22 protein-coding genes are annotated in these 23,448 nt (G+C 67.8%); 7 read left to right on the top strand and 15 right to left on the bottom strand.

The features are described 5' to 3' along the window. Nucleotides 1-281: 281 nt before the first annotated feature. The 9 genes from HLAC_RS01405 to ahaH form a co-directional block, all read right to left on the bottom strand. Nucleotides 282-968, bottom strand: a complete 687-nt coding sequence (locus HLAC_RS01405) for a V-type ATP synthase subunit D (RefSeq protein WP_012659529.1) — start codon at nt 966-968, stop codon at nt 282-284. Between the two features lie 121 nt (nt 969-1,089). After that, a complete protein-coding gene (locus tag HLAC_RS01400; protein WP_012659528.1) occupies nt 1,090-2,514 on the bottom strand; it encodes a V-type ATP synthase subunit B in 1,425 nt (474 codons plus the stop codon). 1 nt (nt 2,515) lies between these two features. After that, nucleotides 2,516-4,291 (bottom strand): ATP synthase subunit A, encoded by a 1,776-nt coding sequence (locus HLAC_RS01395; RefSeq protein ID WP_012659527.1) that lies wholly within the window; start codon nt 4,289-4,291, stop codon nt 2,516-2,518. Between the two features lies 1 nt (nt 4,292). Next, nucleotides 4,293-4,622: a V-type ATP synthase subunit F gene (locus HLAC_RS01390; RefSeq protein WP_012659526.1), complete on the bottom strand. Its 330-nt coding sequence runs from the start codon at nt 4,620-4,622 to the stop codon at nt 4,293-4,295. After that, nucleotides 4,619-5,665, bottom strand: coding sequence for a V-type ATP synthase subunit C (locus HLAC_RS01385; RefSeq protein WP_012659525.1), 1,047 nt, complete (start codon nt 5,663-5,665; stop codon nt 4,619-4,621). The genes HLAC_RS01390 and HLAC_RS01385 overlap by 4 nt, the downstream gene beginning before the upstream one ends. Further along, nucleotides 5,662-6,240, bottom strand: a complete 579-nt coding sequence (locus HLAC_RS01380; protein ID WP_012659524.1) for a V-type ATP synthase subunit E — start codon at nt 6,238-6,240, stop codon at nt 5,662-5,664. The genes HLAC_RS01385 and HLAC_RS01380 overlap by 4 nt, the downstream gene beginning before the upstream one ends. A 21-nt stretch (nt 6,241-6,261) precedes the next feature. Continuing rightward, a complete protein-coding gene (locus HLAC_RS01375) occupies nt 6,262-6,513 on the bottom strand; it encodes a hypothetical protein (protein WP_012659523.1) in 252 nt (83 codons plus the stop codon). 169 nt (nt 6,514-6,682) lie between these two features. Then, on the bottom strand, nt 6,683-8,866 hold the full coding sequence (locus tag HLAC_RS01370; protein WP_049933111.1) for a V-type ATP synthase subunit I: 2,184 nt from the start codon (nt 8,864-8,866) through the stop codon (nt 6,683-6,685). A gap of 4 nt (nt 8,867-8,870) precedes the next feature. Then, complete coding sequence (gene ahaH, locus HLAC_RS01365; protein WP_012659521.1) at nt 8,871-9,227, bottom strand: ATP synthase archaeal subunit H; 357 nt, start codon at nt 9,225-9,227, stop codon at nt 8,871-8,873. Between the two features lie 156 nt (nt 9,228-9,383). Here ahaH and HLAC_RS01360 point away from each other — a divergent pair, with 156 nt between their 5' ends. Next, nucleotides 9,384-11,045 (top strand): nucleotide-binding protein, encoded by a 1,662-nt coding sequence (locus tag HLAC_RS01360; protein ID WP_012659520.1) that lies wholly within the window; start codon nt 9,384-9,386, stop codon nt 11,043-11,045. A 51-nt stretch (nt 11,046-11,096) separates the two neighbouring features. Here the strand turns inward: HLAC_RS01360 and HLAC_RS01355 are convergent, their stop codons facing one another. After that, the gene (locus HLAC_RS01355) at nt 11,097-12,068 is read right to left on the bottom strand and encodes a transcriptional regulator (protein ID WP_012659519.1); all 972 of its coding nucleotides are present in this window, start codon (nt 12,066-12,068) and stop codon (nt 11,097-11,099) included. Nucleotides 12,069-12,243: 175 nt separating this feature from the next. Between HLAC_RS01355 and HLAC_RS01350 the strand changes: the two genes are divergently transcribed. Next, nucleotides 12,244-13,689, top strand: a complete 1,446-nt coding sequence (locus HLAC_RS01350) for a tRNA(Ile)(2)-agmatinylcytidine synthase (RefSeq protein ID WP_012659518.1) — start codon at nt 12,244-12,246, stop codon at nt 13,687-13,689. A gap of 40 nt (nt 13,690-13,729) precedes the next feature. Here the strand turns inward: HLAC_RS01350 and HLAC_RS01345 are convergent, their stop codons facing one another. From HLAC_RS01345 to HLAC_RS19145, 3 genes are all read right to left on the bottom strand, one after another. Continuing rightward, on the bottom strand, nt 13,730-15,067 hold the full coding sequence (locus HLAC_RS01345) for an outer membrane protein assembly factor BamB family protein (RefSeq protein ID WP_012659517.1): 1,338 nt from the start codon (nt 15,065-15,067) through the stop codon (nt 13,730-13,732). Nucleotides 15,068-15,151: 84 nt separating this feature from the next. After that, nucleotides 15,152-15,382, bottom strand: coding sequence for a DUF7543 family protein (locus HLAC_RS01340; protein ID WP_012659516.1), 231 nt, complete (start codon nt 15,380-15,382; stop codon nt 15,152-15,154). A gap of 70 nt (nt 15,383-15,452) precedes the next feature. Then, nucleotides 15,453-15,596, bottom strand: a complete 144-nt coding sequence (locus HLAC_RS19145) for a hypothetical protein (RefSeq protein ID WP_012659515.1) — start codon at nt 15,594-15,596, stop codon at nt 15,453-15,455. A 95-nt stretch (nt 15,597-15,691) separates the two neighbouring features. On the opposite strand from HLAC_RS19145, the gene HLAC_RS01335 reads away from it, so the two are divergent. The 4 genes from HLAC_RS01335 to HLAC_RS01320 all read left to right on the top strand — a co-directional run bounded on the left by HLAC_RS01335 (nt 15,692) and on the right by HLAC_RS01320 (nt 20,787). Next, a complete protein-coding gene (locus HLAC_RS01335) occupies nt 15,692-16,858 on the top strand; it encodes an aminopeptidase P family protein (protein WP_012659514.1) in 1,167 nt (388 codons plus the stop codon). 58 nt (nt 16,859-16,916) lie between these two features. After that, nucleotides 16,917-17,213 (top strand): DUF5789 family protein, encoded by a 297-nt coding sequence (locus HLAC_RS01330; RefSeq protein ID WP_012659513.1) that lies wholly within the window; start codon nt 16,917-16,919, stop codon nt 17,211-17,213. A gap of 122 nt (nt 17,214-17,335) precedes the next feature. Further along, complete coding sequence (locus tag HLAC_RS01325; protein WP_012659512.1) at nt 17,336-17,782, top strand: DUF302 domain-containing protein; 447 nt, start codon at nt 17,336-17,338, stop codon at nt 17,780-17,782. 86 nt (nt 17,783-17,868) lie between these two features. Beyond that, entirely contained in the window at nt 17,869-20,787 is a 2,919-nt protein-coding gene (locus tag HLAC_RS01320) for a DEAD/DEAH box helicase (protein ID WP_012659511.1), read from the top strand. 273 nt (nt 20,788-21,060) lie between these two features. Here the strand turns inward: HLAC_RS01320 and pheA are convergent, their stop codons facing one another. Then, a complete protein-coding gene (pheA, locus tag HLAC_RS01315) occupies nt 21,061-21,867 on the bottom strand; it encodes a prephenate dehydratase (protein ID WP_012659510.1) in 807 nt (268 codons plus the stop codon). Nucleotides 21,868-21,922: 55 nt separating this feature from the next. Further along, complete coding sequence (locus tag HLAC_RS01310; protein WP_049933108.1) at nt 21,923-22,438, bottom strand: DUF7523 family protein; 516 nt, start codon at nt 22,436-22,438, stop codon at nt 21,923-21,925. A gap of 139 nt (nt 22,439-22,577) precedes the next feature. Between HLAC_RS01310 and HLAC_RS01305 the strand changes: the two genes are divergently transcribed. Then, nucleotides 22,578-23,447, top strand: a complete 870-nt coding sequence (locus HLAC_RS01305; RefSeq protein WP_012659508.1) for a CbiX/SirB N-terminal domain-containing protein — start codon at nt 22,578-22,580, stop codon at nt 23,445-23,447. The last annotated feature ends 1 nt before the right edge of the window (nt 23,448 follow it).

Below are 23,448 nucleotides of genomic sequence, written 5' to 3'. Positions count from 1 at the left end.
CCGCCCGAAGCGGCTGATCGATGTCCGCCGGACGATGTCGATCGACACCGCTTCACCCGTAACGACTGTCGCTCTCGATACCGTAGTGTTGTGTGTTTATGAAATTCTATATAGCGCCTATCGCAATTCACATCGGTCGTTTCCGAACCGCCAGGGGCGGACAGCGCAACGAAGGTGCGCTACACGGACGACGGAGGGAGGCAGAGGCTGAGAGACGGAGAGAAAGGCGATCAGACGTCGGACAAGAGGGAGACAGTGCGATACGGAACTGAACGACTGTTTCAGTCGGCGGGTTCGGGATCCTCGACCGCCGCGGCCTCGGCGGCCGCCTCGGCCTTCTCCTCTTCTTCCTTTTTCGCCTTGATCTTCTTCAGCCGGAAGATCTCCTCGCGCTCCTGCTCTTCGAGCTTCTGCTCGATGTACTCCTGGTTCTCGTACAAGCGGGGGAGGAGGGTGAATTCCAAGGCGTTCACACGGCGCTTGGTGGTCTCGATCTCCGTGAGCATCTTCTTCATCGCTGTCTCGACCTCGGCGGCGAGGATGACCTTCTCCAACAGTTCCTCGTAGGCGTCCGCAGCCTCGTCGATCCGCGCAGAGGAGCCGAGCAGCCCGTAGCCACGCTCATCGAGACTCTTTTTCACCTTCGAGGACTCGATCTGCGGGACCACGACGCCCATGATGTTCTTCGACTGGGTCGTGATCTCGGGGTGCTCTTTCAGCGCCGCGGCCGCGCCGCGGACGGCGACGTCGCCCTCCATCGCACGGGCCATGTCGATCTTGCGCTGGGCCGTCTCGTAGTTCTCGGAGACGTCCGAACGGACATCCTGCGCCTGATCGAGGATGTCCATGAACTCCATGATGAGGCCGTCACGCTTCTGTTCGAGCGTGTCGTGACCGCGCTCGGAGAGATCGATGCGGTCCTCGATCGCCATCAGGTTCTTGCGTGTCGGTTTGACGTCCTTGGCCATCTATTGGGGGAACGTTCCGCTCCGAGGCGGATAATTCTTTCCAGTCGTGACGTGTCGCGCGCGAGCGGCGCCCGCCAGCGCAGCCGCTGTTCGAGGGCGAAAGAGTAGAAAGAAGCCGCGATTAGTCGGCCGCTTCGACGACCTGACGATCGGAGTCGTCCTCGCGGTAGTACTTCTCGATGAACTCCTCGTCGATCCGGTTGAGGGCGTCCTTCGGGAGCATCGAGAGCAGGTCCCAGCCGATCTCCAGTGTCTCCTCGATGCTGCGGTTCTGGTCGAAGCCCTGATCGACGAACTCCGACTCGAAGTCGTCCGCGAAGTCGAGGTACTTGTTGTCGAGTTCCGAGAGTGCCTCGCGACCGACGATGTTCACGAGGTCGCGCAGGTCCTCGCCCTCCGCGTACGCCGCGAACATCTGATCTTTCACGTCGGCGTGGTCCTCGCGGGTGAGCCCCTCGCCGATCCCGTCGTCCATCAGCCGCGACAGGCTGGGGAGCACGTTGATCGGGGGCTGCAGGCCCTGACTGTTCAGGTCGGGGTCGACGTAGATCTGCCCCTCCGTGATGTACCCGGTCAGGTCCGGGATGGGGTGGGTGTCGTCGTCGCCCGGCATGGTGAGGATCGGGATCTGCGTCACCGACCCGTCACGACCTTGAATCCGGCCGGCGCGCTCGTACAGCTGCGCCAGGTCGGTGTACATGTACCCGGGGTAGCCGCGTCGACCCGGGACCTCCTCGCGAGCCGCCCCGATCTCTCGGAGCGCTTCGCAGTAGTTGGTCATGTCCGTCAGGATGACGAGGACGTGGTAGTCCTTCTCGAAGGCGAGGTACTCGGCCGTGGTGAGTACCATTCGCGGGGTGACCGTCCGCTCGACAGCGGGGTCGTCCGCGAGGTTCATGAAGACGACGGAGCGCTCCAGCGCACCGGTTCGCTCGAAGTCCTGCATGAACTCGTTTGCCTCCTCGGCCGTGATCCCCATCGCGCCGAAGATGACGGCGAACTCCGAGCCCTCCTCGTCGTCGCCGCCCTCCTCCTCTTCCGGCACGCTGGCCTGCCGTGCGATCTGCATCGCCAGTTGGCTGTGCGGCTGGCCCGAGCTGGAGAAGATCGGAAGTTTCTGGCCGCGAACGAGCGTGTTCATCCCGTCGATGGCGGAGACGCCCGTCTCGATAAACTCCTCGGGGTATTCCCGGGAGTACGGGTTGATCGCCGCGCCGACGATGTCCTGGCGCTCCTCGGGGACGATCTCCGGGCCGTCATCGATCGGGCGGCCGGAGCCGTCGAGGACCCGCCCGAGCAGATCCTCGGTGACGGGCATCTTCATCGTCTCGCCTAGGAAGCGGACGGACGCGTTCTGGTCGATACCGGAGGTGCCCTCGAACACCTGGATGGCGACGACGCCCTCCGAGGATTCGAGCACCTGTCCGCGCAGCGTCTCTCCCTGTGCCGTCTCGATCTCGACGATCTCGTCGTAGCCGATCGCCTCGTCGACCTCGGCGTACACGAGGGGGCCGCTGATCTCGGTGATAGTTTGGTACTCTTTCATGTTAGTAGAGGCTCCGGAGTTCCTCGGAGATCTCCGCTTTGAGCTCCTCGATATACTCTTCGTAGTCCTCCTGGACGCCGATCCGGTTGATCCCGGGGGCGGCCTCGGTGTCGACGAGATCCTCGACCGGGACGCCCGCTTCGAGCGCGTCGAACGCCTCGTCGTTGAACGTCTCGATCGTCGTCAGCATGAGGTACGTCTTCTCCGGCGGACAGAATGTGTCGACCGGGTGGAACGCGTTCTGCTGGAGGTACGCCTCGCGCAGGTAGCGGGCGACCTCCAGGGTGAGCTGCTGGTCGTCGGGGAGGGCGTCCTTCCCGACGAGCTGGACGATCTCTTGCAGCTCAGTCTCCTCGTCGAGCACGTCGACCGCCCACTGGCGCTTCTCCGCCCAGTCGTCGGCGACTTCGTTCTCGAACCACGGGTCGAGCTGATCCTTGTACAGCGAGTACGACTCGTTCCAGTTGATCGACGGGAAGTGGCGCCGTTCCGCCAGGTCCGCGTCGAGCGCCCAGAACGTCTTCACGATGCGCAGCGTGTTCTGGGTGACCGGCTCGGAGAAGTCACCGCCGGGCGGCGACACCGCGCCGATCGCCGAGACGGACCCTTCCGTCCCGTTGATGTTCTCGAAGTAGCCGGCGCGCTCGTAGAACTGCGCGAGACGGGCGGCGAGGTACGCCGGGTACCCCTCCTCGCCGGGCATCTCCTCCAGCCGGGAGGAGATCTCGCGCATCGCCTCCGCCCACCGCGAGGTGGAGTCGGCCATCAGCGCCACGTCGTACCCCATGTCGCGGTAGTACTCGGCGATCGTGATCCCGGTGTAGATACAGGACTCACGCGCCGCGACGGGCATGTTCGAGGTGTTCGCGATGAGCGAGGTGCGGGCCATCAGCGGGTTGCCGTTGGCCGGGTCCTCAAGCTCGGGGAAGTCCTCGATGACCTCGGTCATCTCGTTGCCGCGCTCGCCGCAGCCGACGTAGACGATGATGTCCGCGTCGGCGTACTTCGCGAGCTGGTGCTGCGTGACCGTCTTCCCGGAGCCGAACGGCCCCGGAATCGCGGCCGTCCCGCCCTTCGCGATGGGGAAGAGGCCGTCGAGAATGCGCTGACCGGACACCAGCGGCGTCCGGGGCGTCTTCTTGTTCTCCGAGGGACGCGCCTCGCGGACGGGCCACTCCTGGTGCATCGAGACGTTCGTCCCGTTGGCGAGTTCGGCCACCGTCTCGGTGACGTCGAACGAGCCCGCCTCGATGGCGGTGACCTCTGTGGTCTCGTCCTCTTCGAGGGCGTCCGGCGGCACCATCACCTTGTGGTCGATGGTGACCGTCTCCTCGACGACACCGACCACGTCGCCGCGGCCGACCTCGTCGCCGACCTCGACGGTGGGCTCGAACTCCCACTTCTTTTCGAGGTCGATACCGGGCGCGTCGACCCCACGATCGAGGTACGGACTGCCCATCTTGCCCTCCAGCACGTCCAGGGGACGCTGGACACCGTCGTAGATGGAGTCCAGCATCCCCGGACCAAGGTCGACCGACAGCGGCTCGCCCGTATTCTCGACGGGTTCGCCGGGGGCGACCCCGGAGGTTTCCTCGTACACCTGAACGGTCGTGATGTCGCCTTCGATCTCGATCACTTCCCCCATGAGGCCTTCGTCGCCGACGTAGACGACGTCGTTCATGCGGGCGTCGAGATCGCGGGCGCTCACGACCGGACCGCTCACGCTTTGGATGACACCGTTTTCAGCGGTGGTATCCGTGGATTCTGCTTTACTCATATTAGTCGTCCTCCTCCATCAGGTCGATCCCGATGGCTCGTTTGATCTGGTCGCGCAGCCCGCCGCTGCCGGCGCCGGATCCGCCGAGCGTCACGAGCACGGGCTCAATGCTTCCCTCGACCGCTTCGCGGGTCCCCCGCGAGAGATGGTCGAGGTCGTCGGTGTGCATCACGATGATGCCGGTTCCCTCGTCGTCGAGGGTCCGTTCGACGGCATCGTCGAGCCGCTCGTCCTTCTCGTCGTCCGGTATGTTCTCGAACTTCCGCACGCCGGCGAGCCGGAATCCAGTCGTGAACTCCGGGCTCCCGACGACGGCGATCTCCTGGCTCATGTTATCACCAGCTCCGATTCGATCTCGTCGGCCGACAGGCCGGCCTCCTTTCCGCGGGCGATCGCCCGGATGTTCTCGACTTCGCGCTCCTTCGCGAGGATGTACGAGATCACCGGGGTCACCGATACCGGGTGGATCGTGCCGAGCTGGTCGCCGTACGCCAGCAAGGCGGCGTCGGTCGCGTGTTCGAACGCGATGAGGCTGTTCGCCTCCTCGAGTTCGCGCAACGCGGGTCCGAGCTCGTCACCGTACTGGCTGTCCGCGATATACTCCACGAGTTCGTCGAGGTTCCGCGCGAGTCGCGCGAGCGACCCGCGAGTGAACAGCTCGCCGCCCTCGATGAAGTACGCTGCGGGGTCGATATCCGCGCCCGACCGGGCGAGCCGGAGGGCGTTCGCCGCGTTTCGGAAGTCGACCTCCGCTTTGAGGAACGCCTCGTACTGGCGGGTCGGCTCGTCGTTGCCGAGCCCCGACAGGAGCCGCTCGTAGAACGCACGGTCGACGGCGTTTTCGAGAGGCACCAGCACGCCCGTCTCCTCGTACTCAGCGTACGCCTCTCGCAGCGGGTCTCCGTAGATAGTGTCTTCGAGCACTTCGACGACTGCGTCGATCGAGTCGGCTTCAAGCAGCCGACGGATCCGCCGGTCGTCGAACTCGCCGGCGCGGATCAGGTCGACCTCGATTTCCGACTGATCTGCGTCCGTGTAGACGCCGCGAATAACCGTCTTCACGTTCCAGGCGTCGAACTTACGGAGGTACCGAGCGATCAGGCCGTACAGCGACCCTTCGCTCCAGTCGAGAATATCGTCGAACTGCCCAGCGAGGTTCCGATTTAACGCGTACTCGATCAGGTCCACGCCGCCGTGAAGACTCCCGAGGGCGTTGATCTCCGTGCCGTAGCTCGACTCCTCCATGAACCGGGCGATCTCCGCCGGGCCCATCCGGGTCAGCTTCCGGTACTCCTCGTCCCCGTAGAGGCTGCCGCGGCGGGCACGAACCCGCGCGACGACGTACTCTGGGTTCGAGCTCCCGACGGCGCTCATTGGTCGAACAGTCGCTCCGAGATGTTCTTCAACTCGTCGTCCCAGACGGACTCCAGGATCGAGTCGAACGTGTTGTTCACGCGAACGCGAGAGGTGTCGCTCTCCGCGACGACCCCGCCGAGGCAGTCGATTTCTCCGTCGACCACGGCGTTGCGGTCCTCGACGAGTTCCTCGACGAGATCGACGTCCTCTGTATGGGTGTAGACGGCGACATCTTCGTCGTCGTCGAACTCCGCGAGGGTGGCGTCGAGCAGCGTCTCGGTCAGCTCGCGGCGTCGGTCGCCGTCGAGCCCCTCGATGGCCGCCTCGACATCGTCGTAGACGTCTTCGAGGACGTCTCGACGGGCGCCGAGCCGCTCTTGTTTGGCCTCGAGTTTGGCCGAGGAGAGCGTCTGCTCGCGCTCCTGATCGATCTGGCGATCGACCTCGGCGAGCCGCTCTTCGCGGATGCGCTCGGCATCGGCCTCCGCCTCAGCGACGATCTCGTCCGCCTCGGACTCCGCCGCCTCGCGGATATCCTCTGCACGCGCGCGGGCTTCGTCTCGAACGTCCTCAACGACAGTGTCCAAACTCATTGGTGTGAAAGGGAGTACCGCTTAGACGATGAAGACGACGACGAGCGCGAGGATGACAATCGTCTCGGGGAGGACCGTCAGAATAAGCCCGTTGACGAAGAGGTCGTCGTCTTCGGCCATCGCGCCGACAGCGGCCGATCCGATTCCACGCTCTGCGTAGCCCGCACCGAGCGCCGCCAGTCCGACGGCGAGCGCCGCCGCGGCGCTGGGGTCAGTGAGCGTTCCTCCGGCCTGCAGTGCGACATTCCCGAGTTCGTTGGTAGCTTCAAGCATTGGTAGTAGTTGCGGTTGCTCGTCTCCGAACAGTTGCTAGTTGCCCCTACAGGAGTCATAAAGCTTCCCAAAACGACCGAACGGAATCGCCGTGACGCAGGCAGAGACGGGACTTTCGGCGGTATCGACCCGCGAAAAAATCGACAGATCGTCGAATGCTGCTCGACGACTACTCGTCGGAGGTGTACTGTCGGTCGTACCCGAACGGCAGGTACGCGTCGCCGCCGCCCTCGTAGAAGTTCCCGAAGAACTCCACGTACTCGAGACGCACCGCCTGAATGCCGGCGGAGGTGACCCCGAGCGCGAGAACGACGATGTGGCCGACGACCGCGACGACGATCCCGCCCACGAGCGCGAGGATGCCGACCGCGCCGATCGAGGCCGGGTCGAACGCAGTCGTGATCCCGGCGAACACCAGCTCGTAGTCACCGGGGTGGTTCTGGACGTACTCGAGGTAATCGGCGGAGAAGATGAAGTGGAAGCTTCCCTCCCCACCCTCGTCGATGTACGCCCCGAACGCCAGCAGGTTCACCGCGAGCGCCATCCCGCCCTTCGCGAGCAGCACCGCCATGATCCGAGCGTACGAGATGACGTTGACGATCGGCGCGAGCACCTCGGCGAGCTCCGGCGGCTCGCCGATCGCGAGCAGAACGACACCGAGTACGATGGCCACGATGGCGGCGTACCCGACCGCGACCGGGAAGCCGGTGAACGACACCGCCCCGAAGGTGAGAATCGAGAACGCCTCGAAGAGGAAGTCCGGCTTCGGACCGGGGACGTGCTGGCTGAAGATCCAGATCCACGCGCCATTGAGGATCAACAGCCACGAGCCGCCCTCGTACATCGCGTGTTTTAGGTCGTGCTGCTGGTAGTTGCTCACGAACGAGAGGATGTGCCCCACGTTCAGATGAGCGAGCCCGAACAGCACGCTGGCGACGAGGAACGACAGCGCCCAGTCGATGTCGGCCGGCGAGAGTCCCTTCCCGTCAACGGGCCAGTGGACCTCGCCCGGCAGCAACTGGTAGGCGTGGTAGCCGAACACGTCGATCCCGAAGTAGATCCCGAACAGGATCGTGAAGCCGCCGGCCCACAGCGCGACGGCGCCGAGTTCGCGGAACGTTCCGTCGTACCTGCTGTACAGGAAGAAGCCGATGGCGGCGTACAACACGCCGTATCCCACGTCGCCGATCATGAAGCCGAACATGAGCGGGAACGTGAGGAAGACTAACAGCGTCGGGTCGAACTCCGAGTACTTCGGCCGCCCGAAGCCCTGGACGAGCACTTCGAAGGGACCGGCTGCGCCCCCGTTGTCCTGGACGACCGGCGGGTCGTCGCTGCCGTGCGTCGCGTGGCCGCCGTCCGTGGCCGCCTCGCGCTCGGCATCGCCCGCGGAGCCGCCGTCTGCGACCGCCTCCGTGTGATGGTCGCCGTCGGGTGTGAACGACGCGCGCTCAAGCTCTTCGACCTCGGCGTGGTCGCCGACCGCGTTGGCGATGGCCGCCTGCAGGTCGGGGAACGTCTCGGTCGGAACCCACCCCTCGGCGATAAAGGCGTTTTCGGTGGTCGCGAAAGAGAGCGGCGCCTGCTTCTTTTCGGCCTCGATGGTGAGCTGCTCTTCGGCGCGCAGCAGGAAGCCGGCCGCTTCCTCCTTTACCGCCGCGAGTTCGGACTCAACCTCGTCGAGGTTGTTCCGGAGGTCCTCGCGTTCGCGTTCCAGCTCCGCGACGTACTCGCTCGGGCTGGCGTCCGCATCCGGTACCTCCAGCAGTGCGATGTCGACGCCGACGAGCGAGTCCTGCAGGACGCCCTCGTCGGCCCCGTCGGCGGGGCGCGCGAAGATCGCGACGATATCGCTCCCGGCGAACACCTCGAACGCATCGATCCCGTCCGCGTCGGCGAGCGTCGCCTCGACCGCGTCCGGCTTCGCCTCGCCGACGACGACTTCGAGCGAGTCGTAGCCGCCGAGCAGATCGAGCTCGATGCCAAGATCCGCGAACGGCTCCATTCGGTCGATCTCCTCCTCCCGGTCGCGGATCTCCGCTTTGAAGTCGTCGCGCCGGTCGTTGAGATCGTTGACGCGGTCGCGCACGTCGGCAAGCTCCGCTTCGAGCTCCTCGTCGTCGAGCGCGCGGCTCTTGTCGGCCTCGTCGTCTTCGACATCGAGGATGCTCTCCAGCGAGCGCACGGTGACGAGCCGCTCGTTGACGCTCTCCGCGCCGTCGAGCGACTCGCCGGGCGAAAAGCCCTCGTAGCGCTCGTCGTAGTCGGTGACGTGCAGCGAGTGGTGTTCGTACGTCGCCTCGATCACGTCGTCGATGACGCGCTTCGAGCCCGTCACCGACACCTTGCTCATCCGCTCAGGCCTGAGCATCCACCGCCTCCTCCGCCTGTTGGTTCACCGCTTCTTCGAACCGTTCGACAGCGTAGTCGACGGCCGAGTCCACGCGGTCGCGGGCCTCGCGTTCGAGCTCGTCGCGGTCGGCACGACCCGATTCGAGGATCTCCTCGCGGCGTTCCTCGATCTCCTCGCGGGCCGCCACCAGCCGATCGTCGGCCTCAGAGTCCGCCTCTTCCTCGGCCTCCGCGCGGATCTCCTCCGCGCGCTGTCGAGCCTCGGCGAGGCGCTCGTCGGCGTCCGATTCCGCCGTCGCGATGATCTCGTCCGCCTCCGTTTCAGCCTCTTTGATCCGGTCGAGCACCTCTGGTCTCGCCATGCTACTAATCGCCTGAAACTCCACAAGCGACGTATAAGGTGTTTGCGAAAGTGCGCGCGCGGTTCCGCCGATTTAGGCGGCCGATCCCGCCGGAATGTCGCCGGGATCGCCCCGTTGCCGCCTACATTTAAGTACCAGTCGCCGGACCCTCACCGTATGGCAACGGTGTATGCGGTCGCGTCGGCGAAAGGTGGGGTCGGGAAAACCACCACGACCGCGGCGGTGGCGACACTCCTGGCAGACTCGGGCGCTGATGTCGTCGCGATCGACGCCGACCTCGGCATGGCGAACCTCGCGGAGTCGGTGGGCGTGACTCCCGGCGGGATCACCCTTCACGACGTGCTGGCGGGAGCGGCCGATCCCCCCGACGCGGTTCACGCAGGTCCGGCCGGCCTCCGCGTCGTCCCCGGCGCGGCGGACCTCGAGGCGTACGCGGCGGCCGACCCCTCCGGGCTCCGGGAGGTCGTCGCCGCGTTCGACGACGCCGACTACGTGTTTGTGGACGCCGGCGCGGGGCTCTCGCACGACTCCACGCTCCCGCTCGGGCTCGCGGACGAGACTCTTCTCGTCTCTACGGCGGAGCGGAGCGCCCTCGGCGACACCGAGAAGACCCGCCAGCTGACCGAGCGGCTCGGCGGCTCCGTCGCGGGCGTCGCGATCACCCGCCTCGACCCCGCGACCGCCGCAGACGACCGCCCGGTCGACGCGGTCGCGGAGACGCTCGACGTTCCCGTCCTCGGACGGATCCCCGAGGACGACGCGGTGTTGCGCGCGGTGGAGGCGGCCCAGCCGCTTCCCGTCTTCGCGCCGGACGCCCCGGCGACCCGCGCGTATCGGGACCTGACGCGGGCGCTGACCGGCGCGGCAATCGACGGTCTCGGACTCGTCGACGGAAGCGACGCAGAGACGGAAAAAACCGACGTGGAGACGGAAAACGAGGATACGGCCGCAGGCGGTGCATACTCCGGTGCGGACGCCGAACGCACGGGGAAAGCTGAACCCCTCGACGAGGCCGGCTCCGGCGACGCAGACGACTCCGGAGACGTGACTGAGACGTCCCGCGAGGACGACTCGATCCCGGACGCCGAAGCCTCGGACGAGTCCGAAAAAGCCGACGAATCCGAGGAAATCGGCGAATCCGAGGAAGTCCCCGACGAAGCGGACGCACAAGACGACGAAGACATTATTGTCGCCGATTCCGAGCAAGCCGGCCTCGGAGAACCGGGCGACGAAGAGGATATCATCGTCGCCGCGGAGTCGCCCGTTGAGGACATCGAGGAGGCCGAGGCGACCGACGCCGAGAAGGCTGATACCGAGAAGGCTGATACCGAGAAGGCAGATACCGAGGCGACTGACGCCGAGAGCGACCCGGAGGCGACTGCGGTCGACGCCGTCGACGGCAAGACGGAGACCGTGGGAGAAGACCACGTCGATGGCGACGATCTCGAAGCAATGATCGAGGAGGACCTCGAACCGGAGACCTTCGACGACGAGGGCGACTCGACCGCCGAGCCGACCGCAGGCGACGAGCCGGCGGGATCCGAGAGTTCCGTTGAGTCGCCACCGGACGAGGAACCCAAATCGGACGGAGAATCGGTGTCTGTGTCGGAGTCTGAACCGGAGCCTGTGCCGGAAGCTGAATCCGGCCCGAACGAGGAGACAGAGCCTGACCCGGACGACGAACTCGCCGGCAGCGTCCCGTTCCGCGACGACGACACCGGAACGATGAACACCGCCTTCTCAGAGGATGACGACGATGACGATGACGACGATGACGACGAGAACGGCGGCTTCTTCAGCCGGCTGTTCGGTCGGTAGCGGCCGCGGCGCTCTCGGAAGTTAGGTTGACAGGGGCGCGGGCGAGGCCGGTCAGGCCTCGGACGGCGCCTTCGCCCGGTCGCGGATGAGCTCGCGGATTCCCTCGGGGTCGGAGATATCTGCGAGCTCCTCACAGGAGACGAGGGCGGTTCCGTCGACCGACTCGCGATCCTCGTTCTCCTCGGTGAAGTAGACGGAGCGGGTGCGCGCTACCTCGCCGATCGAGGACATGATCCGCGCGCGCTTCTCCGCGGCCGGCGTGAACGTCGAGTGACCGGTCAGCACCCGCGCGGGGGAGCTCCCCTCGTCCTCCGAGACGGCCTTGAACGGCGCCCGGGCGGTCGGGTGGACCGTGAATCCCGCGTTCGTGAGCACGTGGAGGACGTGCTCGTCGTCGGGGTCGGTCTCGGGCGCCGAGGGGGTGGGGTCGGCGTCGCGGACCTCGCCGGCGCCGTCCAGCACGTCGACCGGGCTGGAGAACGGCTCGTTGAACAGATCTTCCAGCTGGATCGCCACCTCGATGGAGGCGTTCATCCCGTCTTCGTACTTCGAGACGGTGCGTCGCGAGACGCCGAGTTCGGTGGCGAGACGGCCGAGCGACCAGCCGCGCTCCTCGCGCTCGTCGGCCAGCAGGTCGCCGTCGAGGCTGACGTAGAGCCCGCCGGGGGCCGCGTAGATGAGCGGGGGCATCCCCTCGACGAACAGGTCGTACCCCGTATCGGGATTTATCACCGGGACGCCGTGCCGGAAGTAGACGACGCCCGGCTTCAGCTCCTCGTCGCGGGTCCGGATCCCGATCACCATCGGCGTCGCCTGTAGATACTCGCCGAGTCGGCGCATCTCCGCGCCGGTCTCCGCGTCGAGCGCGTCGACGTTTCCGAGGATCTTCAAGAGGACGAGGTCCTCGTCGCGCCGGGCCGCCACGTCGAAGCTCTTGGGCCGGACCGCACACCGGTCGCTAACGAGGAAGTCTGCGTCCTCCAGCATCGCGGTGATGTTTTCGATCAGCGCAGTCCGGGACATGGTCGAAATAAGCGGCTCGCCGTATATATGCGTTGTGTCAGCCGTATGTGCCCGAAACGCCCGCCCGCTTGCGATTTTCCTGATCGGGGTGTCGATGCAGTTATATATCTCTTGGTCAGCGGTGACTCCGTCTGCACCCCGAAACCGGTTTGTCCGGGAGCGCGAAAGAGCGCGTATGCCCATCGTCGCCGTCGACGACACCGACTCCCGCGAGCGCGGGATGTGCACGACATACGTCGGCGCGCGGCTGGCCGAACGGCTTGACGCGGCCGGAGGTCGCGTCCGTCGCCGACTCCTCGTTCGGCTCAACCCCGCGGTGAAACACAAGACCCGGGGCAACGCCGCGGTCGCGCTCCACGTCTCTGGCGTCGAGGCCGAGGCGGCGTTCGACCTCGCCGCGGAGACCGTCCGGGAGTTCGCGGCGGCCGACGACCCCCGGACCTCGCCCGGCGTCGTCGTCGCCGACATCGACGTGGCGGGCGACCCGTCTGACCCAAGCGCGAGCGCCCCGCCGTTCCCTCCGAGCGCCGCGAGCACCGCACCGATTCCCGCCGACGTGGCGGACTTCGCCCGACGCGCGCTCCGGCACCGCCTCTCGCTCGACGAGGCGCTCACACTCGCCGACGATCACGGCTTCCGCCACGCGGCGTTCGGATCCGGCGGGGAGACGAATACGGAGGCCGTCGCCGGGCGCGGCCGGATCGGCGCGCTCGCGGCGGTCGGCGCCCCCGCAGCGTTCGACGACTGGACCGTCGAGCGCATCTCCTACCGCGAGCTCGATCGCTGCGGTACGCCCCGCGACGTCGATATCGAGAGCGTCTTCGCGGCCGCCGACCGGGGATACCCGACCGTCTGGGACACCGTCGACCGCGGGACGGGCGAGGCGGTCTGCGTCCCCAACGCCCCCGGACCGATCTTACACGGGATCCGCGGGGACGACGCCAACGCGTGTCGCGAGATCGCCGAGGAGATCGCCTCTGAGCCGGTCGAGCGCACCGCGACGTTTCTGACGAATCAGGGCACCGACGCGCACCTCGCGCCGGGCGCGATCGGCGACCTCCGCGACGGCGCGGGGTATCGCGTCGCCGGCGTCGTCGCGAGCGAGCCGGAGACGAAACGCGGGGGACACGTCCACGTCGACGTGGCTGCGCCCGACGATGATCGCGTTCCGCGCCTCCGGTGTGTCGCGTTCAAACCGACCGGTCGGTTCCGCGACCGCGTGCGCGCTCTCCGTCCCGGCGACCGGGTGACGGTGTGCGGCGAGCACGAGGTCCGGCTGATCGGGGATTCTGGGGGCGCCGAAGACGACGGAAACGACGGCCCCGATAGCGGTCAGTCGACCGCGACGCTGAAACTGGAGAAGTTCGCCGTGCGCGACCTCGTCGAGACCGAGCCCGCCGTGCCGACCTGCCCCGACTGCGGGCGGTCGATGTCCTCGGCGGGGCGGGGGCAGGGGTACCGCTGTCGCGACTGCGGAACGGACGCACCCGGCAAGGTCGAAGAGTCGATCGATCGGGAGTTAGAACCCGGTTGGTACGAGGTCCCGCCGAGCGCCCGGCGACACGTCGCGAAGCCGCTCGTCCGCGGCGGGTTCGACGGCCCGATTCATCCGGAGCGGTGAGTTGGCGGGGGTCTGAGCGGTGCGGGAGTGAGGTGCTCAGTCACTCGCTCGCGACCAGCTTGTAGCACATCCCGGCCTCGTCGGAGTCCTGCGGGGCGCGCTCCGCGTAGTAGATCCCGTCGTCGGTCACGATGGGCGCGCTGGTCACGTCGCCGCGTCCCTCGGCGGTCCAGGTGACCGACCCGTCGTCGCGGTCGAGCGCGTACAGCTTCGCGTCGTACGAGCCGACGAGCACGTGGTCGTTCGTGGCGACCGCGCTTCCGGTGATCCAGCCGCCCGTCGCGGTCGACCACAGCTTCTCGCCGGTCTGGAGGTCGATCGCGTAGGCGTTGCTGTCGTGGCTGCCGACGTACACCTCGCCGTCGTGCACCGCCGGGGCGCACATGACGCCGCCCGTGTCCCCCGGGGACGGATCGCCCCTCGACGTCTCCCCGCCGTCGGTCTCGAACTCCCACAGCTGGGATCCGTCCTCGACGTCGAGTCCCGTGACGGTTCCCGCCCACGAGGGGACGACCGCGATCCCCTCGCTGATCGCGAGGGGGAGCTTCACGTCGCCGCCGGTGTCGTAGGCCCACTCGCGCTCCAACTCGGGGAACGACCACGCGTAGCAGTGGCCGTCGTTGGAGCCGAAGATGAGGCGGCCGTGCTCCCGGTCGATCGCGACCGTCGAGTGCGGGTGGTTGGTGGGCCGCTCGTCGCGCCACTCGATCTCGCCGCTTTCCGCGTCCATCTTGACGACGCTCCCGCTCGGGGTCGCGTGCTCGATGGCGACGTAGAGCTTCCCGTCGAGGTAGGTCGGGCTGGCGGCGGCCGCGTCGCCGGCGTCGGTCTGCCACAGGATCTCGCCGTCGTCGAGCGCCACCGCCGAGACCACGCCGTCGTAGGTGCCGACGTAGAGGCTCCCGTCCGCGATCGCCGGCGTCCCGTGGCTGCCGCGGTCGTCGTCGCTGATCGAGGTCGCCCAGTTCACCGATCCGTCCGGCGCGATCGACTGCACGCGGCCGGTGTCGTCGGCGAGCACGATCGCCCCGTTCGGCGCCTCTATCGGGCTCCCCTTCGAGGCCGAGTGGTCGCCGCTGTTCGCCGGTACCTCCCACGCGGTCTCGACGCTCTCGGGTATCGTCGCGTCGATGTATCCGGTGTTCCGGAGGCCCTGTCGGAACTGAGTCTTCACCCCGTCGTCGGATGCTTCGGTCGGGCGATCGCCTCCGTCTGAGCCTCCGTCATCGGTCCCGTTTCCGGGACCCCCGTTTCCGGGCGTGTCGTCTCCGGTCGGTCCACCGGCGTCGAAGGCGGAACACCCGGCCAGTCCCGCGGCGCCCGCGGTGCTTGCGGCGCCGAGGGCCCGCAGCCAGTCGCGACGCGTAGGTTCGGTCATGGTGGTCCCCTACCCCCAGCGAGAATAAAAAGGCACGCTCCTCGGCGTTGCGCTCACGAGGCGGCTCGGGGGCTCCCCCGACGATCAGGCGTCGATGTCGCGTTCCTCGCGCCACGCCGCCGCGCGGTCGAGCGCGGCCTCGCGGTCGTCGAACCGCTCGCGCTCGTAGGCCGACTCGTCGGCGGCCTGCTCCATCACGTCGAGACGGGCGACGAACCCGCCGTCGCCGCGCTCGCGGACCCGGACCGTCGCGTAGCCGTCGGAGCGCTCCCACTCGGTGATCACGTCGTCTTCGCGTCCCAGTGACCAGGGCATACCGGAGAGGGCGGGCGACGCGGCTAAAGCGGCGCGGTTCGCGGTCGGCGACTGAGAAGCTCCGACCCGGTCACTTCCCGTCGGCTCCCGGCGCCGTCGTGTGCGAACAGACGGGACAGACTGCGTAGCCGAGAGCGTCGTACGGCACCGACGCCGATGGCGCCGTCACGTCGCACGCGGGACAGTCGAACGTCGACCCCTTCTGGATGCTCATACCCTCTCCTGTGAACGCTTCGCATATGGTTATGGGTCGCCTATGGCTCCTCAACGCATCCCTACTTATAAGCGATCGCCGGCCCGAGCTCAAGCGTGACCGAAGACGTCCACGCGGAACGGCGCGAGCGCGCGGCGGCGCGGCTCCGGGAGACCGGCGCCGACGGGCTCGTCTGTTTCCCCAGTCGGAACCTCCAGTACCTCACCGGCTTCGCCGAGGAGCCGGGCGAGCGACACCTCCTGCTCGTCGTGCCGGCGGCCGATCGGAGCTCTGACACCCCCGACGGTGGCGACCAGACCGCCGCCGAACCGACCCTCCTCGTGCCGGCCCTCCTCGTGCCGGCCCTCTACGAGACGCAGGTCAAGGAGGAGACCACGGTCGGTGCGGTGCGGACGTGGGCCGACGGCGACGACCCGACCGCCGCCGTCCAGGACCTCCTCGGCGACCTCGGACTCAGCGAAGGGCGGCTCCTCGTCGACGACACGATGTGGGCGACGTTCACGCAGGACCTCCGGGCCGCCGCGCCCGACGCGGAGTGGGGACTCGCGAGCGAGGCGCTCGCCGACCTCCGCGTGCGGAAGGACGAGGCCGAGTTGGACGCGATGCGCGCCGCCGCGGCGGCCGCCGACGAGACGGTCCGGGACCTCCGCGATCTCGGCGCGGACGCGGTCGGGATGACCGAACGCGACCTCACCGACTGGATCGCGGACCGACTGGCCGCCCACGGCGGCGAGGGAACCTCCTTCGAGACGATCGTCGGGTCGGGGCCGAACGGGGCGAAGCCCCACCACGGCTGTGGCGACCGCGAGATCCGGGCGGGCGAGCCGGTCGTACTCGACTTTGGCACCCGAGTCGACGGCTACCCCTCGGATCAGACGCGGACGCTCGTCTTCGACGGCGAGCCGCCCGCCGAGTACGAGCGTGTCCACGAGACCGTCAGGGCGGCGCAGGCCGCCGCGGTCGAGGCGGTCGAACCGGGCGTCGCCGCCGAGGCGATCGATCGGGCCGCCCGCGATGTCATCGAGGACGCCGGGTACGGCGACGCGTTCTTCCACCGCACCGGCCACGGGGTCGGGCTCGACGTCCACGAGGAGCCGTACATCGTGGCCGGCAACGACCGGGAACTGGAGCCGGGGATGGTGTTCTCGGTGGAGCCGGGGATCTACCTCGACGGGCGGTTCGGCTGTCGGATCGAGGACCTCGTCGTCGTCACCGAGGACGGGTGTGAGCGGCTGAACGACACCGACCGCGGCTGGCGGTGAGGAGAAACCCCCGGTTCGCATCGAAACCATTAGTGTCGACGGAGCGAAAGCGCGGGGCATGAGCGACAACGACGAGGCCGAGGCGGAGGAGCCGGAAGAGCCGGCCGTCGAGCTGGGCGAGGGGCCGGACGTGGCGGGCGAGCCGATCGCCCGCGTCGCGTCCCGACTCACGTGGCCCGCGAAGCGCAGCGACCTGCGCGCTCAGGAGGGCGACGCGACGATCCGCACGCCGGAGGGCGCCCGCGAACTCGACGACGTGCTCGCGGAGTCGTCGGTCCCGCTGTTCGAGAGCCGGAGCGAGTTCGTGGCCGAGGTCGAGGAGCTCGTCGGGCGCGGTCCGGTCGCGACCGAGTAACTGTCCCGGTTCGGTTTCGGTCCGCTCTCCGCCGTCTCTTTCGTCCCCCTCCGTTTCGACTCTCTGGCGCTCCGTCTCTCTGCCGTCGCGAGTTTTTTGTCCGGGCGACGCGAACCCGAAGTATGTCGATCCCGTTCGATCCGCACGATCTCGACCCCGAGGAGTACGGCGAGACGCAGACGACGCTCGAAACCGATCACGAGTCGGCGATCGAGCGCGTCCGCAAGGTGTGTCTCGACGCCGGTTTCGGGATCCCGGTCGAGTTCTCCCCGTCCGAGATGCTTAACGAGAAAGTCGACGCCGACCGCGACCCCTACTACGTCCTCGGCGCCTGTAACCCCGCGATGGCCGACCGCGCGCTCGACGCGACCGACGGCCGGATCGGTGCCCTGTTCCCGTGTAACATGGTCATCCGCCAGGAGTCGCCGAACGAACAGGTCGTCTATCACGTCTCGATCATGAAGATCGCAAGGCTGCTCGGGCTCCCGACCGACGACGAGGAGATGGACGCGATCATCGCCGACACCGGCGAGATGGTCGACACCGTGTTCGCGGAACTGGAACAGTAGGCGACTGTCGCCGGCGGTTTTCATACGCGCACCTCGTGCAGCGACGACCTTAATCGGCTGAGCGCCCAACATCCAACGATCACGTAATGGCGGAACTGTCGGGCATGGACGCCTTCGCCCACCTCGGGAGCGAACTCCGCACGGCGCTCTCCGAGCAGGGGTTCTCGACGCCGACGGAGCCGCAGCGCGAAGCGATCCCGCCGCTGGCCGACGGGAAGAACGCCCTCGTCCTCGCCCCGACGGGCACCGGGAAGACGGAGACGGCGATGCTCCCCGTCTTCGACGCCATCGTCGACGCCCGCGACGCGCCCGGCGACCAGCCTCGCTCGGGCATCTCCGCGCTCTACATCACGCCTCTCCGGGCGCTCAACCGCGACATGATGGACCGATTGGAGTGGTGGGGCGACCGGCTCGGCGTCGAGGTCGCGGTGCGCCACGGCGACACCACGCGATACGAGCGGAGCAAGCAGGCCGACGACCCGCCGGACGTGCTGATCACGACACCGGAGAGCCTCCAAGCGATCTTGACGGGCTCGAAGATGCGGGTCGCCCTCGAAGACGTCGCGCACGTCGTGATAGACGAGGTTCACGAGCTCGCCTCGGCGAAGCGCGGTGCCCAGCTTACGGTCGGACTCGAACGCCTCCGGCGCGTGGCGGGGCCGTTCCAGCGGATCGGGCTCTCCGCGACCGTGGGGACCCCCGAGGAGGTCGGGAAGTTCCTCGTCGGGAGCGGCAAGCGCGACCCCGACCATCCCGGCGACCGGGAGTTCGAGATAGTCGAGGTCGCGGCCGGGACCCGGACCGACGTGCGCGTGCTCGACCCGCCGATTACGGACCGCGACACGACCCTCGCCGGGGAGCTGGCGGTCGACGAGACAACCGCGAGTCACGTCCGGACGATCCGCGAGATCGTCGCCGACCACGAGTCGACGCTGATCTTCGTCAACACGCGGCAGACAGCCGAGGCACTCGGCTCGCGGTTCAAGACGCTCGCGGAGCGGGAGGAGAAGGCGGGAAGTATCGACGATCCCACTGAGATCGAGGTCCACCACGGCTCGCTCTCGAAGGACGTGCGGATCGACGTTGAGGACCGGTTCAAGTCGGGCGAGCTCGACGGCCTCGTCTGCACCTCCTCGATGGAACTCGGCATCGACGTGGGGCGCGTCGACCACGTGGTGCAGTACGGGAGTCCGCGCGAGGTTGCCCGCCTACTCCAACGGGTCGGGCGCGCCGGACACCGCCGCGATCTGGTCTCCGAGGGCACCGTCGTGACGCAGGGCGGCGACGACACCCTCGAAGCGCTCGCGATCGCGCGACGCGCCGGCGCCGAACTCGTGGAGCCGGCCGCGATCCACCACGGCAGCCTCGATACGGTCGCGAACCAGATCGTCGGGGTCGTGATGGACGAGGGCGACGTACACGCCCGCGAGGCGTACCAGATCGTCACGAGCGCGTATCCCTTCCGAGACCTCGCCGAGGAGACGTTCCAGGAGATCGTCCGCGAACTGGACGGCAACCATCTGCTGTGGCTCGACGAGGCGTCGGACACGCTCGAAAAGTCGGGCGGCACGTGGCAGTACTTCTACGCGAACCTCTCGATGATCCCCGACGAGTCAACCTACGAGGTGTACGATATGTCCTCGCGTCGGGGTATCGGCACCCTCGACGAGCGGTTCGTCGTCAACTTCGCCGGGCCGGGCGAGACGTTCATCCAGCGCGGCGAGATGTGGCGGATCACCGAGGTCGACGAGGAGGAGGAGCGCGTGAACGTCACGCCCATCGCCGACCCCGCCGGCGAGGTGCCCTCGTGGATCGGGCGGGAGATTCCGGTCCCGAAGCCCGTTGCGGAGGAGGTCGGGCGGATTCGCGGCGAGGCCGCCGAGGCGCTCGCGGCGGGGTCGACGCCCGAGGCGGTCGCGGGCGACCTCGCCGAGCGGTACCCCGCTGACGAAAGAACGATCGCGACCGCGTTGAAGCCCGTCGTCGACCACGTCGACGCCGACCACCCGGTCCCCACAGATCGTCGGATCGTGATCGAGGGGAGCGCTCGCACCGTCGCGGTCAACGCCGCCTTCGGCCACGAAGTCAACGAGACGCTCGCGCGCCTGCTCGCGGCGCTCGTGGGCCAGCGCGCGGGCTCGTCGATCGGGATGGACGTGGACCCGTACCGGATCGAGTTCGAGGTGCCTCACGGCGTCGGTCCCGGCACCTTCCGCGAGGTGTTGGAGACGACCGACCCCGACCGGTTGGAGGCGTACCTCGAACTCGCCTTAAAAAACTCCGACGCGCTCAAGTTCACGCTCGCGCAGGTCGCCGCGAAGTTCGGTTCGATCAAGCGCTACCGCGAGGGGAGAGGCCGGTTCGGCGGTGACCGCCTGCTCGCGGCGCTGGAGGGAACGCCCGTCTACGACGAGGCGCTCCGCGAGGTGTTCCACGCCGACCTCGCGGTCGGAGAGACGGCGGAGCTGTTGGAGGACGTGCAGGACGGGTCGATCGATCTCGCGATCGCCCGCGAACGCACGCCGCTGGGGATCGCCGGCCGATCGTCTGGGACGGAGTTCCTCGTTCCCGAAAACGCCGACGCCGACGTGATCGAGACGATCCGCGAGCGCATCCGGAACGACCGGGTCATCCTCTTCTGTCTCCACTGTGCCGACTGGAAGCGAACGACAAAGGTGCGGCGCGTCCCCGACCAGCCGAAGTGCCCCGACTGCGGCTCGACGCGCGTCGCCACGTTGAACCCGTGGGACGAGGAGACGGTCACGGCGGTCCGGGCGACTGAGAAGGACGAGGAGCAGGAGCGGCGCACGAAGCGCGCCCACCGCGCCGCAAGCCTCGTCCAGACCCACGGGAAGCGCGCGGTGATCGCGCTGGCGGCGCGCGGCGTCGGCCCGCACAACGCCGCGCGGATCATCAACAAGCTGCGCGAGGACGAAGACGAGTTCTACCGCGACGTGCTCCGACAGGAGCGGGAGTACGCGCGGACGCAGTCGTTCTGGGACTAGACGCGTGTCGGCGTTCGATCAGGTCTCAATCGGGTGACGACGCGATCGTCTATTTATAAGCGATCGCGACTGGCGACGCGGTGAGAAGCGCCGCTGAGGTGTCCTTCGTTCGAGACGCCTTTGGCGTCTCGTGATATCGTCAGAATCCGTCGGATTCTGACTGCTAGCCGGAAGTTTCCGATTTCCGGCGATACCGAGAGAGCTTCGCTCTCTCGAACCACGCGCCTCAGTCACTCACGTTGGTCGCTCCTTGCGGTGTCGCCGAGGTGAGTGTCATTCTAACACATGTTCGGTGTCGTACGACCCGAGCACGCGCACCCAGCCGTTGTCGGCGATCGCCTCGACATCCTCGACCGCCTTCGCCATGTGCTCCTCGTAGAGCCCGGCGTCGACGTCGAAGTGAAACAGGTAGTCGCCGAGGCGCTCGCCGCTCGGGCGCGACTCGATCCGCGAGAGGTTGAGGTTGCGGTCGGCGAACGCTTCCAAGAGTTCCAGCAGCAGACCGGGGTAGTTCGCGTTCGGGTAGACGATCAGGGTCGTCTTCCCACCGGCGTCGGACCGTGCGGACTCGGGCGCCACGACGAGGAAGCGAGTCGCGTTGGAGGTGCGGTCCTGGATGTCTTCGGCGAGAATTTCCAGATCGTCGCCGGCGTTGTCCGGATGCCCGATCCCGGCGACCCGGGCGTCCTCGCGGGCGCGCTCGACCCCGCGAGCCGTGGACGCGACCGCTTCGAGTCCCGCGTTCGGGTAGTGCTCTTCGAGCCAGTTGCGACACTGCGCGAGCGCCTGCGAGTGGCTGGCGACGACCTCGAACTCCGGTCCCTGCGCGAGGAGGGCGTGTCGGATCGGGGTGACGATCTCGCGGGTGACCGAGACGTCGTAGTCGGCCAAGGCGTCGAGACTCTCCGTGACGGAGCCCTCGATGCTGTTTTCGATGGGGACGACCCCGCGCTCGAACTCGCCGGCCGCGACGGCGTCGACGATGGCGGTGACCGACTCGCGGAACGACACCTCGGCGGCGACGGCCCGCGCCGCACGGTGCGAGTACGTGCCGGCGGGACCGAGCGTGACGGCGTTCATCGCCCCTACCTATCAGACGGCATTAGAAAAGCGTGCGGGTAGTGGGAGTGAAATGTCAGTCCTCCTGGCTCGGCACCACCGCCAGCGACGCCTCCGCGATCCGAACCGCGATCGCGCCGTCGCGCCGCCCCACGACGACGACGAGCGTCTCCCCGGCGACACCCGCGGCCTCGACCGCAACGTCGGCGGCCGCAAGCCGGCGGAGGACCGCCGCGAGCGCCGCAGCGTCGACCGTCCCAGTTGCGAGAATCGCGGTGTCACGACCCTCCGGGACGACCGCTGCGCCACCGACGCGGAGGAGGGGGTCGGCGTCTTCGAGGCTGTCGCCGTCGACGACCCCCACTCCGCTCCGCATCGACACGCTGGCCGCGCGGTCGGCGGTCGCGTAGTCGGACAGTTCCTCGCGAAACCGGCGGAGCGCGGTCGCGATCGCGTCGGGGTCGCCGTCGAGGCCGGCCTCGTCGGCCAGCCACGCGGCGGCGGCGCTGTGGTTGAGGACGCCGGCGCGGAGCGCATCGAGGACGAAGGGACGCGCCCGGGCCGCCTCGCGGGTCTCGGCTGCGAGCGACATGGCCGGATCTGCGGCGCGGGGCGGCATGGCGGTTTCGGTCGGGATCGGTGACCGCCGGCAGCTACCCGCGACGCGCGCCGCGTTCCCGCGGCCTCGCACATGCCGAAGTCCCTAAGAGCGGCGCGCCCCCAGCGTGTGTATGCAGTCGCTCGTCATCGTCGCACACGGCTCGCACCTCAATCCGGGGTCGAGCGCGCCGACGTACGACCACGCGGACACGATCCGCGCGACCGGGGCCTTCGACGAGGTGAAAACCGGTTTCTGGAAAGAGGAGCCGCACTTCCGAGAAGTGCTCCGCACCGTCGAGGGCGACGAGATCTACGTCGTCCCGCTGTTCATCTCGGAGGGCTACTTCACCGAGCAGGTGATTCCCCGCGAACTCCGCCTCGACGGCTGGGACGTTTCCGAGTGGAACTCCGACGGCCTCTCCGCCGATCAGGCCACCCTCATCGCCGAAGACATCGACCGGGAGGTCCACTACTGCGGTCCAGTGGGGACCCACCGCGCGATGACCGACGTGATCGTCCGGCGCGCGGAGTCGGTCACCGGCAACTCCGACGTGGGCGAGGGGTTCGGGCTCGCCGTCGTCGGCCACGGTACCGAGCGCAACGAGAACTCGGCGAAAGCGGTCCAGTACCACGCCGACCGGATCGCCGAGCGCGACCGCTTCGACGAGGTGAAGGCGCTCTACATGGACGAAGATCCCGAGGTCGACGACCTCCCCGAGTTCTTCGAGAGCGACGACGTGGTTCTGGTCCCGCTCTTTATCGCCGACGGCTACCACACCCAAGAGGACATCCCGGAGGACGTGGGACTCTGTGAGGACCATACAGAGGGGTACGATGTGCCCACTGAGGTCGACGGCACCCGGATCTGGTACGCGGGCGCGGTCGGCACCGAACCCCTGATGGCCGACGTAATACTCGAGCGCGCGGCCGACGCCGGCGCCGACCTCGGGACCGCGCTCGACGACGTGCGCGAGACGACCCGCGTCGCCACGGGGGACTGAT

Origin of the sequence: Halorubrum lacusprofundi ATCC 49239 (assembly GCF_000022205.1) — an archaeon.
Classification (GTDB): domain Archaea; phylum Halobacteriota; class Halobacteria; order Halobacteriales; family Haloferacaceae; genus Halorubrum; species Halorubrum lacusprofundi.
Note: the sequence above shows the minus strand (reverse complement) of the source record. Positions and strands in the feature narration are given on the sequence as shown.